The sequence below is a fragment of the Nocardioides sp. NPDC023903 genome (assembly GCF_040639295.1).
In the GTDB taxonomy this organism is placed as follows: Bacteria; Actinomycetota; Actinomycetes; order Propionibacteriales; family Nocardioidaceae; genus Nocardioides.
In genome coordinates this window covers 344669-356781 of the sequence record NZ_JBEZZS010000001.1, presented here as the reverse complement: position 1 = coordinate 356781, position 12113 = coordinate 344669, and the positions used below count along the sequence as shown (strand labels likewise).

Genomic DNA, 12113 nt, shown 5'->3' with positions numbered 1-12113 from the left:
GGTTGCTCCGTTCCGCTAGCGTTGGGGCGTGCGCAAGCTACTGAAGAACCCCGTCGTCGTCGCGGCCATCGCCAAGATCGCCAACGAGGCTCGCAAGCCCGAGAACCAGAAGAAGATCAAGGACGCTGCGAGCAAGGCCTACGACCAGTTCCAGAAGCGCCGTAAGTCGCACTGAGAGCCGCCGATCGAGCGGAGATTCATCCACAGGTTTCTCCACAGCGGAGGCCTGTCCTGTGGGGCTGGCGGTGCGCCAAGTGCACAGGTCATCAACAGATTCCGGTCGCGTAGCAGAATCACCCGGATTTGCCTTGTGACACGCCCGGCGCGGCTCCTACAGTCGCGCAGATCCGGGTCTTAGAGTCGCCGTGTCGACATATAGACCCGCTAGCCGTGATCGTCCCAGGGCCGCGGCAACTGAACCGGGGGTGGAGGAATGGAAGACAGCTATTTCGGAGCAGGTGGCGCGACCGCGCCGCAGATGCCTCCGCAGACGCCGGCAGCCCCGCCGCCGGCCTATCCGCCTTCGGCCCGGCTGCGCGCCAACGCTCCCGAGCCCGACGCGGGCTCGTTCGACGGTCCGGGCAAGAACAAGAAGGGCCCGACCGGTCGCCCCTGGCCCAACCTCCCCGAGCCCGGCCCCGCCACCGGCGGCCCGGCGCGTACGGTCGCGATGGTCAACCAGAAGGGTGGCGTCGGCAAGACCACGACCACCATCAACCTGGGTGCCGCGCTGGCCGAGCACGGCCGCAAGGTCCTGATGGTCGACTTCGACCCGCAGGGGTCGCTCTCCGTCGGTCTGGGTCTCCAGCCCAACGAGATCGAGCTGACCGTCTACAACCTGCTGATGGAGCGTGACATCACGCTCGACGACGTCGTCGTCCCCTCCGGCATCGACGGTGTCGACCTGCTCCCAGCCAACATCGACCTCTCCGCCGCCGAGGTGCAGCTGGTCCAGGAGGTAGCCCGCGAGCAGACCCTGGCACGCGCCCTGGCTCCGGCCGTTCCCAACTACGACGTGATCCTCATCGACTGCCAGCCGAGCCTGGGCCTGCTGACCGTCAACGCGCTCACCGCCTCCGACTCCGTGGTCGTGCCGCTGGAGTGCGAATACTTCGCGCTGCGCGGCGTCGCCCTGCTCAAGGACACCATCGACAAGGTTCAGGAGCGGCTCAACCCGCGTCTGAAGATCGACGGAATACTGGGCACGATGTACGACAGCCGCACCATGCACAGCCGCGAGGTCATGGAGACCCTCGTCAACGGCTGGGGCGACCGCGTCTTCCACAGCGTCATCCGCCGCACCGTGAAGTTCGCCGACTCGACTGTGGTCGGCGAGCCGATCACCGAGTACGCCTCCAGCTCGACCGGCGCCGACTCCTACCGGATGCTCGCCAAGGAGGTGCTGGCCCGATGGCAACGCGGCGAGTGAGGGTTCCGGCCGCCGACGATCTGTTCCGGCGTACGTCCGACGGTGCTGCCGCTGCGGGGCCCGCCGCCGAGGCGAAGGCTCGCCCGGTGCACGCCGTGCCCGAGCCGGCCGAGGAGACGCCGGCCGCCAAGAAGCGGTCCAGCGGCCGCGTACGTCATGACGAGAAGATGACGGTCTACATCACCTCCGAGGAGCTGCTCGACCTCGAGCACGCCCGGCTCAACCTGCGGGCCAAGCACAGCATCGCGGTCGACCGCGGCCGGCTGGTGCGCGAGGCGCTCGCGATCGTGCTGGCCGACCTGGAGGAGTACGGGGACGACAGCGCCCTCGTGCACCGGCTCGCCGAGTGACGGTCACGCAGATGCCGGCTGGGCCGACGACGGATGGCCCTGCGGGGGCCGAGCAGGAGTCGAGCGGCACCGGGGGTTTCGAGGTCCACCTCGGCAACTTCGAAGGTCCCTTCGACCTGTTGCTCAGCCTGATCGCCAAGCACAAGCTCGACATCACCGAGGTCTCCCTGGCCACGGTGACCGACGAGTTCATCGCGTACGTCAAGAAGGGCGCCGCCGACAGCGGGTCCTGGGATCTCGAGCAGACCTCCAACTTCCTGCTGGTCGCGAGCACGCTGCTCGACCTCAAGGCGGCCCGGCTGCTGCCACAGGGCGACGTCGAGGACGAGGAGGACCTGGCGCTGCTCGAGGCGCGCGACCTCCTCTTCGCGCGGCTGCTGCAGTACAAGGCGTTCAAGCTGGTCGCGGCCGTCTTCGGCGAGCGGCTGGCGAAGGAGTCCAAGCGCCACCCGCGCTCGGTCCAGCTCGAACCGCGCTACGCCGGGCTGTTGCCGGAGGTGCTGATCGGGATCGGGCTGGACCAGTTCGCCCAGCTCGCCGCCGCCGCCATGGCACCCAAGCCGGGGCCGCCCGAGATCGGGCTGTCCCACATCCACGGCTCGAAGGTGTCGGTCAAGGAGCAGGCGGCGCTGGTCATCGAGCGGCTGCGCGCCGGGGGACAGGTGACCTTCCGTGGCCTGTGCTCCGACTCGCCGGACACGCTCACCACCGTGGCCCGGTTCCTCTCGCTGCTGGAGCTCTTCCGCGAGGGTGCGGTCGCCTTCGACCAGGTCACCGCGCTGGGCGAGCTGACCGTACGCTGGACCGGCGACGAGGCTCTCGATGTCGATGAGCTGATCCAGGACGAGTTCGAGGGTCAGCCGCCCGCAGCGGGCGGCGCCGATGACGGGGAGAAGGACGATGACTGAGGCTGCGACCGGGGAGACCACCGAGGACACCCTGGCGATCGAGTTCGCCGACCTGCGGCCCGCGCTCGAGGCGGTACTGATGGTCGCCGACGAGCCGCTGGCGGCGGCATCGCTGGCCTCGGCGGTCGGCCACCCCACGGCTGCGGTGATCGACGCCCTGCAGGCCCTGACGGCCGAATACACCGAGCAGGGCCGCGGCTTCGACCTGCGCAACGTCGCGGGCGGCTGGCGGTTCTACACCCGCGAGGAGTACGCCGCCGTCGTCGAGGGCTTCGTGCTCGAGGGCCAGCAGGCCCGGCTGACCCAAGCGGCTTTGGAGACGTTGGCCGTGGTTGCCTACAAGCAGCCCGTCTCGCGCGCCCGGGTCTCCGCGATCCGCGGCGTCAACGTCGACGGCGTGATGCGTACGCTGCTCACCCGCGGCCTCGTCGAGGAGGCCGGGCAGGACCACGAGACCGGCGCCAACCTCTACCGCACCACCGGCTACTTCCTCGAGCGGATCGGCATCACCGACCTCGGCGAGCTGCCCGAGCTGGCTCCCTATCTGCCCGACCTCGCCGACATGGAGGAGGAGCTGACCGAGCAGGTCAGCCAAGAGGCGCTCGCCGCGCAGCCCGAAGAAGGCGCGGCGAATGGGTCCGACTCTGACGATGCGGCAGAATCGCAAGCGTGAGTGACCTGCCTGAGCGAGACGATCTGCCGCTGGACGACGAGGGCCTGATCCGGCTCCAGAAGCTGCTGGCCCTGGCCGGCATCGCGTCGCGCCGCGGCAGCGAGATCCTGATGCTCAACGGCTCCGTCGAGGTCAATGGCGAGGTCGTCACCCGGCTCGGCACCAAGGTCGACCCCGGCAAGGACGTCGTACGCGTCGACGGCAAGCGGCTCCCGCCGATCTCCGGCAAGGTCTACCTGGCCCTCAACAAGCCGCGTGGGGTCGTCTCGACGATGAGCGACCCGGAGGGGCGCCGCAACCTCTCCGACCTGGTCGCCGACCGCCCGGAGCGTCTGTTCCACGTCGGCCGTCTCGACACCGACACCGAGGGCCTGATCATCCTCACCAACGACGGTGACTTCGCCCACCGGCTCGCCCACCCCAGCTACGAGGTCGACAAGACCTACGTCGCCGAGGTCAGTGGCGAGATCTTCCCCAACGTACGCAAGCGGCTCCTCGCCGGCGTCACCCTCGAGGACGGCCCGGTCACCGTGACCAAGGCCCGAATCATGGAGACCCGCAAGGACAAGTCGATCATCGAGCTGGTCATCCACGAGGGACGCAACCGCATCGTGCGGCGTCTCCTCGACCATCTCGGCCACCCGGTCACCCGGCTGACCCGGACTCGGATCGGCCCGGTCCGGCTGGGCACCATGAAGCCGGGCGAGATGCGCGACCTCTCCCGCGAGGAGCTCGGCGAGCTCCTCGACACCACCGAGCTCTGACGGCTCGGAAACCCTGGTGCGTACGCCTGCCCGAGCCGTTAAGGTGATCGGCATGCAGCAGCGCGCGATGAGCACGACGACGCCGGACCCACTCCGGCGCTGACCTGCTGTCCACTTTTCGCAGACCGCCCCGGAGCATTGCTCCGGGGCGGTTCTCGTCTCTGGTGGATGTGCTCCGTGGCCGAAACCCAGGAGCACACTCATGAACCTCGACCCCGCAGACCGTCTCGAGCCCCGCTTCGACCATCGAGACCTCAACCGCGACCTCGCCATCTTCGCCACCGACCCACTGGCCGGCTCCGGGCTGCCGCTCTGGCTGCCCGACGGAGCGGTCATCTTCGCCGAGCTGGAGGGGCTCGCGGCCGACCTGGCCAGGGCTGACGGCTGCGTACCGGTCAAGACCCCGGTGCTCGGGAAACGTGGGCTCTTCGAGCGCTCGGGTCACTGGGCGAAGTTCGCCGAGGACATGTTCCCGCCGATGTCGATGGGATCGGGTTCGGACGAGGACGATCTCGTGCTCCGTCCGGCCAACTGCCCCCACCATGCGCTGGTCTACAAGGCTCGCCAGCACTCCTACCGCGAGCTTCCGATCCGGCTGCACGAGCTCGCCCCGATGTTCCGCGCCGAGCGCTCCGGGGTGCTCTCAGGGCTGAGCCGGGTGCGCCAGATCAACCTCGACGACACCCATGTCTTCTGCCGCCCCGACCAGGTGGCCGAGGAGGCGGGGAAGGCGCTGCGCTCGGCGCTAAAGGCACAGGAGATCCTCGGTCTGCGGGTCGACTACGTACGCCTCTCCCTCCGCGACGCCTCACCTTCCTACCTCGGCTCCGTCGAGCAGTGGGACGGTGCCGAGGAGGCGCTGCGAAAGGCAGCGTCCGAGGCCGGCGTCGAGGTCGTGGTGGCCCTGGGCGAGGCCGCCTTCTACGGACCCAAACTGGACCTGCAGGTCATCGACCCTGCGGGACAGAGTGGATCGTCTCGGGCTCCACTTCGACAGGAGGAGACCATCGCCACCGTCCAGGTCGACTTCAATCAGCCCGAGCGGTTCGACCTGAGCTACGACGCCGCCGATGGCTCCCGAGAGCGGGTCGTGATGGTCCATCGCGGGACCGTCGGGTCGATGGAGCGCGTCACCGCTGCGCTCCTGGAGCGCTACCAGGGTCGTCTTCCGCTGTGGCTGGCGCCGTCCCAGATCGCCGTCCTCCCTGTCTCCGCGGATCAGGACGCTGCTGCTCGGGGGCTCGTCGATGCGCTTGTTGCCGAGGGGCTTCGTCCGCGTCTGGACGCTGGCGGGTCGCTCGGTGCTCGGATCCGCGAGTCTCGTCGTCGGCGGGAGCCGTTGATCGCTGTCATCGGCTCTGTCGAGGCTGATGCGGGGCAGGTTCAGGTGCGTGACGTCTCGGCGGGGGTCGAGCGTCGGGTTGATGTCGATGATCTGGTAGCTGCGATGAAGGCGGCGTATGTGTCGCGGGCGGTTGATGTCTCCTGGTGAGACCTTGGGCCGTCGACCCGGGTCGGCGGCCATCAGCCCAGCCCGCCACACCGCCCCGCGCTATCGCACACCATCCCCGCGCGAGGCGATAGTGCATGGGCAACCCGCTCCGACCGTGGCACCATCGAGATATGACCGTGCCGGAGGTGCTGCGGCCCTATGTCACCTCGCTGGTCACCTACGACGTCGACTTTGGGGCGCCGGGGGTGCATCGGGGGATGCCGTCGACCGAGATCACTTTCGTGCTCTCGGTCGATGAGCCGTTGGTGACCTCATGGGGGAGCGGGACGGAGCCGGTGACGGCTTGGTCACTGGTCTCGGGCCTGCACACTCGGCCGGCGGCGATCCATCATCACGGCTCCCAGCGGGGCGTACAGCTGGGGCTTACCACTGCGGGGGTGCGGGCGCTGTTCGGGATGCCGGCCGCGGCGTGGCACGGCGAGCTCCTCGCCCTGGACGAGGTCGCGGCACCTGGTGGCGTACGTCATCTTCCGGAGCGGCTGGCCGAGGCCGATCCGCGGCAGTGGGCGCGGTTGGTGGTGAGCAGCCTGGTCGAGGCGCTGGCGCGCCACGGCGAGCCCGGGCCGAGGGCGGAGGTGGGGCGTGCGCTGGCGCTGCTGACCGGGGGAGCGGGAGTGCAGCAGGTGGCCGACGACGTCGGTTACAGCCGCCGGCGGATCAGCGACCTGGTGCGCGCCGAGACCGGGGTGGCGCCGAAGCAGTTCCAGCGGCTGGCGCGCTTCGACCGCTCCCGCGGCCTCGTCGGCCGGATGCCGCTGGCCCGGGCGGCGACGGTCTGTGGCTACGCCGACCAGGCGCACCTGACCCGGGAGTGGCAGGAGTTCGGCGGCTGTACGCCGACGACCTGGCTGCGTGAGGAGTTCCCATTCGTTCAAGACCTGGCCGACGCCCAAGCGGTTGACTCGGATGCATGAGCACTGAGCAGAAGAACGATGTAGCGAAGATCAAGTACTGGCAGTCGATGGCGTTCGAGGACGCCGAGGCGATGATGACGTGGCTGAGCGCAATCGGCTTCGTCGAGCACGCCACCTACCGCGAGGGCGGCATCGTGCACCACGCGGAATGGCTCTGGCCTGGGGGAGGCGGGCTGATGTTCGGACAGGTACGCGAGGTCGGCGGCATCAAGAACACCGGTGTGTCCTCCGCCTACCTGGTCACCGACGACCCCGACGCCGTCTTCGACAAGGCGGTCGCCGCCGGGGCCACCGTGGACCGGCCGATGGTCGACCAGGACTACGGCGGCCGTGGCGGCACCGTCACGGATCCGGAGGGCAACTCCTGGTCCATCGGTAGCTACCAGCCGTCCTGATCGCCGGGCGATATCGCACACCCTGCTCGCCGGCCGCGATAGCGCACCGCAGGCGCTGAGACGAGGAGGGTCCGGAGGCACCGACCGTTTAGCCTTGGAGACATGACACAGACCGGGGAAGCAGGGGGAGGGCTGTCGACTCTGGCCGGCCCGGTCGAGATCGTCGGTGTCGGCCTGCTCGGCACCTCGGTGGCGCTCGCCTGTGCCTCCGCCGGGCTCGACGTGCTCCTGAGCGACTCGGTCGCCAGTCACGTACGCACCGCGACGGGCCTCGGGGCCGGCCGCCGCCGCAAGCCCGGCGACACGCCGCAGCTGGTCGTCGTCGCGGTCCCGCCGGCCCACCTCGGTGAGGTGATCACCCGCGCGCTCGCGGACAGCCCCGACGCAGTCGTGACCGACGTCGGCAGCGTGAAGGCTTCGCCGCTGGCCTACGTGCGCGAGCACGGCCCCGGCGACGTACGCCGCTACGTCGGCGGGCACCCGATGGCCGGTAGCGAGCGCTCCGGGCCGCTGGCCGCGACCTCGACGCTGTTCGAGGGGCGGCCCTGGGCGGTCACTCCGCACCAGGAGGCCGACCCCGAGGCGACCGAGCTGGTCGGCGAGCTCGCCACGCTGTGCGGCGCCGTTCCGCTCACCCTCAGCCCTGAGGACCACGACCAGGCCGTCGCCCGCACCTCCCACGTCCCGCACCTGATGGCCGCCCTGGTGGCCGGCCGGCTCGCGGTGGCGCCGGAGGGACACCTCGGCCTCAGTGGCCAGGGGGTACGCGACGTGACCCGGGTCGCCGCCGGCGACCCCGGCCTCTACGGCCAGATCGTGGCCGGCAACGCCCGCGCGGTGACCGACCTGCTCACCGAGGTGCGCGCCCAGCTCGACGAGATGATCGCGGCGGTCGGCACCGGTGACGCGGCCGCTCTGGACGTACTTCTCAAGGAGGGGCAGGCTGGGACAAGAGCCATCCCCGGCAAGCACGGCCGGCCGCAGACCGCGCAGGCGATCATCTACGTCACGGTGCCCGACGAGCCCGGCAACCTGGCCCGTCTCTTCGCCGACGCGGGGGAGAGCGGCGTCAACATCGAGGACGTACGCATCGACCACGACCCCGGCCGCCCGGTCGGTGTCATGGAGCTGATCGTGGCCGACGACGCGGCCGACCGGATGCAGACGGTTCTGGAGTCCCGGGGTTGGGTCGCTCACCGGTAGGCTCCCGCCCGTGAGCAGCAGCAATCCCACCACTGACCCCGCACGCATCGTCATCGCCGTCGACGGCACCTCTGGCTCCGGAAAGTCGAGCACCTCGCGCGGCGTCGCCGACCGCCTGGGCATGCGCTTCCTCGACACCGGTGCGATGTACCGGGCGATGACCTGGTGGATGCTGAGCAACGACATCGACGTGCACGACGCGGATGCGATCGCCGCCGCGGCCGGCAAGCCGGTGATCACCTCCGGCACCGACCCGCTCGCCCCGACGATCGCCCTCGACGGGGCCGACGTCTCGGTCGAGATCCGCAGCGACCGGGTCAACGCCGCGGTCTCCCCGGTCGCGACGGTCCCCGAGGTCCGCGCCCGCCTGATCGCGCTCCAGCAGCAGGAGATCCGGGATGCGCTCGCCGCCGGCTCTGGCATCGTGGTCGAGGGCCGTGACATCGGCACCGCGGTCTGGCCCCAGGCCGACCTGAAGCTGTACGTCACCGCCGACCCCGCCGCCCGCGCCGCGCGACGCGCGGCCGAGGAGGGCGGCACCGACGCGGAGGCCGTCCGCGCGTCGCTGGAGAACCGCGACAAGATCGACTCCACCAAGGGCGGTGCGGTGGTGCCGGAGGGCGCCACCCACCTCGACACGACGCCCTACACGCTAGAGGAGGTCATCGACCTCGTCGTCGACCTCGCCGAGAAGGCGGGGGAGTGAGCGCGAGCCCGCCTGCGGGTACGCCCCGCACCGACCTTCCCCGCACCGACGGGGTCCCGCATCCAAGCCGGTGGGCGCTCTATCACATCAACGTCTACGCCCGGCGGCTGATCCGGCGTCGATTCGACGTGCGGCTGCACGAGACCGCCAACATCCCGGCGACCGGGCCGGTCGTCTTCGCCTCCAACCACATCGGGATCATCGACGGTCCGCTGCTGGCGATCTTCACGCCGCGTCCGGTGCACGCGCTGACCAAGCTCGAGATGTTCGAGCACTGGTTCCTCGGGCCGTTCCTGCGCTGGGCCGGCCAGATCCCGCTCTACCGGTTCGGCAGCGACCCCGCAGCGGTGAAGATGGCGCTGCGGGTGCTGCACGAGGGCAACGCGATGGGCATCTATCCCGAGGGCACCCGCGGCGCCGGCGACCTGTCCCATTTCAACCGCGGCGCCGCCTATCTCGCCCTCGCGTCCGGTGCTCCCGTGGTGCCGGTGACGATGCTCGGCAGCCGCGATCCGGGTGGCGGGATCTCGTCGCTGCCCCACAAAGGTGCTCTGATCGACATCGTCTATGGCGAGCCTTTCCACGTGGAGCGCGTAGGCTGGCCGCGTACCAGGGAACAAGTCGGGCATGTCTCGGGTTTGCTCCAGAAGCACATGCAGGTCCAACAGGACCATGCCTTGGCGTTGACCGGTCGCGAACTGCCCGGTCCGCTACCTAGCGAGGAGAACAATGACTGACCCCGACGTTTCGTACGAAGACGTGCGGAACTTGACCGAGACCGACGAGACCCCGACCGGCCCGCTGCCGGTGCTGGCGGTCGTCGGGCGCCCGAACGTCGGGAAGTCGACCCTGGTCAACCGGATCATCGGTCGTCGCGAGGCCGTCGTCCAGGATGTACCCGGAGTGACCCGCGACCGCGTCTCCTACGACGCCGACTGGAACGGCAAGGCGTTCACGCTGGTCGACACCGGCGGCTGGGACCCCGACGCCCAGGGCCTGGCCGAGCGGATCGCCGCTCAGGCCGAGATCGCGGTCTCCCTGGCCGACGCCGTCCTCTTCGTGGTCGACGCGACCGTCGGCATCACCGACTCCGACGAGGCAGTCGTACGCATCCTGCGCAAGTCCGGCAAGCCGGTCATCCTGGCCGCCAACAAGGTCGACGACCTGCGCACCGAGGCCGAGGCCGCAGCGCTGTGGAACCTCGGGCTCGGTGAGCCCTGGCCGGTCTCCGCGCTGCACGGCCGCGGATCGGGCGACATGCTCGACGCGATCCTCGCGGTTCTCCCCGACCCGCCGCCGCTTCCCGAGGGCACCGAGATCGGTGGCCCGCGGCGGATCGCGCTGGTAGGCAAGCCCAACGTCGGCAAGTCGAGCCTGCTGAACAAGCTGGCGCAGGAGGAGCGGGCGGTCGTCGACAACGTCGCCGGCACCACCGTGGACCCGGTCGACGAGCTGATCGAGCTCGGCGGCCGCGAGTGGCGCTTCATCGACACCGCCGGGATCCGCAAGCGGGTCAAGGAGGCGTCGGGCCACGAGTACTACGCCTCCCTGCGCACCACGACCGCCATCGACCGCGCCGAGGTGGCCGTGCTGGTCCTCGACGGTGGGGAGAAGATCTCCGAGCAGGACATCCGGATCCTGCAGACCGTCCGCGAGGCCGGCCGGGCGCTGGTGATCGCGTTCAACAAGTGGGACCTCGTCGACGAGGACCGTCGCTGGCAGCTCGACCGCGAGATCGAGCGCGATCTCGTCCAGGTGAAGTGGGCCCCGCGGATCAACATCACCGCGCGCACCGGCTGGCACGTCGACCGCCTGGTCCCGGCTCTCGACAAGGCCCTCGAGGGCTGGGAGACGCGGATCGGCACCGGCGCGCTGAACTCGTTCCTCGGTCGCCTCGTCGCCGAGCACCCGCACCCGGTCCGGTCCGGCAAGCAGCCGAAGATCCTCTTCGGCACCCAGCCCTCCACCGCGCCGCCGACGTTCGTCCTGTTCACCAGCGGCAAGCTCGAGGCCTCCTACGAGCGCTTCATCGAGCGCCGTCTGCGCGAGGAGTTCGGTTTCGTCGGCACCCCGATCGTGCTCCAGCAGCGGGTCCGGGAGAAGCGCAAGCGCTAGTTCTCCGGCGGGGCGGGCGTCAGCTGACCGCCCGTCCCTGCCTGCACCCAGCCGTTGTTCGCCGCGTGCCAGCCCAGCTGCATCCGGGTCTCGACGCCGGCCAGGTCGAGCAGTGCCCGCACCCGGCGTTGCACGGTGCGCAGCGACGTACCAAGCTGTTTGGCGACGGCCTGGTCGGTGAGCCCGGCGAGCAGCAGCCCGAGGACCTGCGCGTCCTCGTCGTCGACCTGGTCCGCGACGTCGCCGGTGAGCCCTGAGGTGCCCACCAGCATCGGCGTCGCCTGGTCCCATACGTTCTCGAAGAGGGCGATCAGCGCGTCGAGCAGGGTGCTCTCCCGGACCAGCAGCGCGCCGACGACGTCGCCGGAGGAGGTCAGCGGCATCAGGGCGAGCCGCCGGTCGACGATGATGAGCTTGAGCGGCACGTGATCGGCGAACCGGACCTCCTCGCCCGCGTCCGTCGCCTCGATCGCCTCGTCGACCGTCACGTCGTGGCTCTCGAGCATGCTGCGTTCCACGACGACGCGGTACAGCACGCCGCGCGCGACGGCCTTGTTCTCGGCCGAGTTCTGCTGGCTCGAGGTCACGATCACCGGCGGGCGGACGAATGCGTCGACACGCTCGCGCGCGCCGAGCTGGACCTGCTCGAACCTGTGCCGGACGGCGTCCTCGCCGTGGATGACATCGACGACGTCCGTGGGTCCGCGGCCGGCGGCCGCCACCCGGTACGCCTCGTCGAGGCGGCTGAGCTCGATCTCGGCATGTCGCACCTCGTCCTGCTGTCGAGCGAGCAGCGCGCCGAGTGCGATCGCGGGCGGGGCGGCGGCGAAGCGCCGCTCGTCTCCGGTGATCCGCGCGGCCAGGCCGTACTCCTCGAGCCGGCGCAGCAGCAGATGAGCCTCTCCCGGGGAGGTGCCGAAGGCGCTGAGGGCGGCCGCGAACTCGGCGGCGGTGGCGGAGGGCATGGTGATGAGCTCGCCGTAGGCGAGGGTCTCATCAGGGGTCAGACCGAGCACGTGGCCGAGCATGGCACTTCTGCGACAGGCACGGGGCGTTCCGGCTCTGACGGAGTCTCGCCATGCCGTAAAGCCGCCACGACATCGCTCTTGTCGCCTGTCGCGCCCCATTGACAAGGTCCATCTC

14 protein-coding genes are annotated in these 12113 nt (G+C 70.0%); 13 read left to right on the top strand and 1 reads right to left on the bottom strand.

Translation table 11 applies throughout. The annotated features are described in order from the left end of the window. The first annotated feature begins 28 nt into the window (after positions 1–28). The 13 genes from AB0F44_RS01805 (at position 29) to der (ending at position 10970) form a co-directional block, all read left to right on the top strand. Positions 29–175, top strand: a complete 147-nt coding sequence (locus AB0F44_RS01805; protein WP_350713896.1) for a hypothetical protein — start codon at positions 29–31, stop codon at positions 173–175. A 258-nt stretch (positions 176–433) separates the two neighbouring features. After that, entirely contained in the window at positions 434–1429 is a 996-nt protein-coding gene (locus AB0F44_RS01800; RefSeq protein ID WP_357352073.1) for a ParA family protein, read from the top strand. Next, positions 1411–1779: a hypothetical protein gene (locus AB0F44_RS01795; RefSeq protein WP_160023748.1), complete on the top strand. Its 369-nt coding sequence runs from the start codon at positions 1411–1413 to the stop codon at positions 1777–1779. Before AB0F44_RS01800 ends, AB0F44_RS01795 begins: the two co-directional genes overlap by 19 nt. After that, a complete protein-coding gene (locus tag AB0F44_RS01790; RefSeq protein WP_357352070.1) occupies positions 1776–2687 on the top strand; it encodes a segregation/condensation protein A in 912 nt (303 codons plus the stop codon). Before AB0F44_RS01795 ends, AB0F44_RS01790 begins: the two co-directional genes overlap by 4 nt. Next, on the top strand, positions 2680–3360 hold the full coding sequence (gene scpB, locus AB0F44_RS01785; protein ID WP_357352068.1) for an SMC-Scp complex subunit ScpB: 681 nt from the start codon (positions 2680–2682) through the stop codon (positions 3358–3360). The genes AB0F44_RS01790 and scpB overlap by 8 nt, the downstream gene beginning before the upstream one ends. Then, on the top strand, positions 3357–4124 hold the full coding sequence (locus AB0F44_RS01780; protein WP_160023742.1) for a pseudouridine synthase: 768 nt from the start codon (positions 3357–3359) through the stop codon (positions 4122–4124). Before scpB ends, AB0F44_RS01780 begins: the two co-directional genes overlap by 4 nt. A gap of 202 nt (positions 4125–4326) precedes the next feature. Beyond that, a complete protein-coding gene (gene thrS, locus AB0F44_RS01775; protein WP_357352066.1) occupies positions 4327–5616 on the top strand; it encodes a threonine--tRNA ligase in 1290 nt (429 codons plus the stop codon). Between the two features lie 131 nt (positions 5617–5747). After that, positions 5748–6551: an AraC family transcriptional regulator gene (locus AB0F44_RS01770; protein ID WP_357352064.1), complete on the top strand. Its 804-nt coding sequence runs from the start codon at positions 5748–5750 to the stop codon at positions 6549–6551. Beyond that, positions 6548–6946: a VOC family protein gene (locus AB0F44_RS01765; protein WP_357352062.1), complete on the top strand. Its 399-nt coding sequence runs from the start codon at positions 6548–6550 to the stop codon at positions 6944–6946. Before AB0F44_RS01770 ends, AB0F44_RS01765 begins: the two co-directional genes overlap by 4 nt. Positions 6947–7048: 102 nt before the next feature. After that, complete coding sequence (locus AB0F44_RS01760) at positions 7049–8149, top strand: prephenate dehydrogenase (protein WP_357352060.1); 1101 nt, start codon at positions 7049–7051, stop codon at positions 8147–8149. A gap of 10 nt (positions 8150–8159) precedes the next feature. Further along, positions 8160–8855, top strand: coding sequence for a (d)CMP kinase (gene cmk, locus AB0F44_RS01755; RefSeq protein ID WP_357352058.1), 696 nt, complete (start codon positions 8160–8162; stop codon positions 8853–8855). Then, the gene (locus AB0F44_RS01750) at positions 8852–9592 is read left to right on the top strand and encodes a lysophospholipid acyltransferase family protein (protein ID WP_357352056.1); all 741 of its coding nucleotides are present in this window, start codon (positions 8852–8854) and stop codon (positions 9590–9592) included. The genes cmk and AB0F44_RS01750 overlap by 4 nt, the downstream gene beginning before the upstream one ends. Next, on the top strand, positions 9585–10970 hold the full coding sequence (der, locus tag AB0F44_RS01745) for a ribosome biogenesis GTPase Der (RefSeq protein WP_357352054.1): 1386 nt from the start codon (positions 9585–9587) through the stop codon (positions 10968–10970). Before AB0F44_RS01750 ends, der begins: the two co-directional genes overlap by 8 nt. Here der and AB0F44_RS01740 read toward each other — a convergent pair. Continuing rightward, on the bottom strand, positions 10967–11998 hold the full coding sequence (locus AB0F44_RS01740; RefSeq protein ID WP_357352052.1) for a helix-turn-helix domain-containing protein: 1032 nt from the start codon (positions 11996–11998) through the stop codon (positions 10967–10969). The two genes, der and AB0F44_RS01740, sit on opposite strands and share 4 nt — an antisense overlap. Between the last annotated feature and the right edge of the window lie 115 nt (positions 11999–12113).

What these genes read in the sequence shown, in the direction of transcription:
- AB0F44_RS01800 (WP_357352073.1), top strand. Translation starts at nt 434, where the DNA reads ATGGAAGACAGCTATTTCGGAGCAGGTGGCGCGACCGCGCCGCAGATG.
- AB0F44_RS01795 (WP_160023748.1), top strand. Translation starts at nt 1,411, where the DNA reads ATGGCAACGCGGCGAGTGAGGGTTCCGGCCGCCGACGATCTGTTCCGG.
- scpB (WP_357352068.1), top strand. Translation starts at nt 2,680, where the DNA reads ATGACTGAGGCTGCGACCGGGGAGACCACCGAGGACACCCTGGCGATC.
- thrS (WP_357352066.1), top strand. Translation starts at nt 4,327, where the DNA reads ATGAACCTCGACCCCGCAGACCGTCTCGAGCCCCGCTTCGACCATCGA.
- AB0F44_RS01770 (WP_357352064.1), top strand. Translation starts at nt 5,748, where the DNA reads ATGACCGTGCCGGAGGTGCTGCGGCCCTATGTCACCTCGCTGGTCACC.
- AB0F44_RS01765 (WP_357352062.1), top strand. Translation starts at nt 6,548, where the DNA reads ATGAGCACTGAGCAGAAGAACGATGTAGCGAAGATCAAGTACTGGCAG.
- AB0F44_RS01760 (WP_357352060.1), top strand. Translation starts at nt 7,049, where the DNA reads ATGACACAGACCGGGGAAGCAGGGGGAGGGCTGTCGACTCTGGCCGGC.
- der (WP_357352054.1), top strand. Translation starts at nt 9,585, where the DNA reads ATGACTGACCCCGACGTTTCGTACGAAGACGTGCGGAACTTGACCGAG.
- AB0F44_RS01740 (WP_357352052.1), bottom strand. Translation starts at nt 11,998, where the DNA reads ATGCTCGGCCACGTGCTCGGTCTGACCCCTGATGAGACCCTCGCCTAC.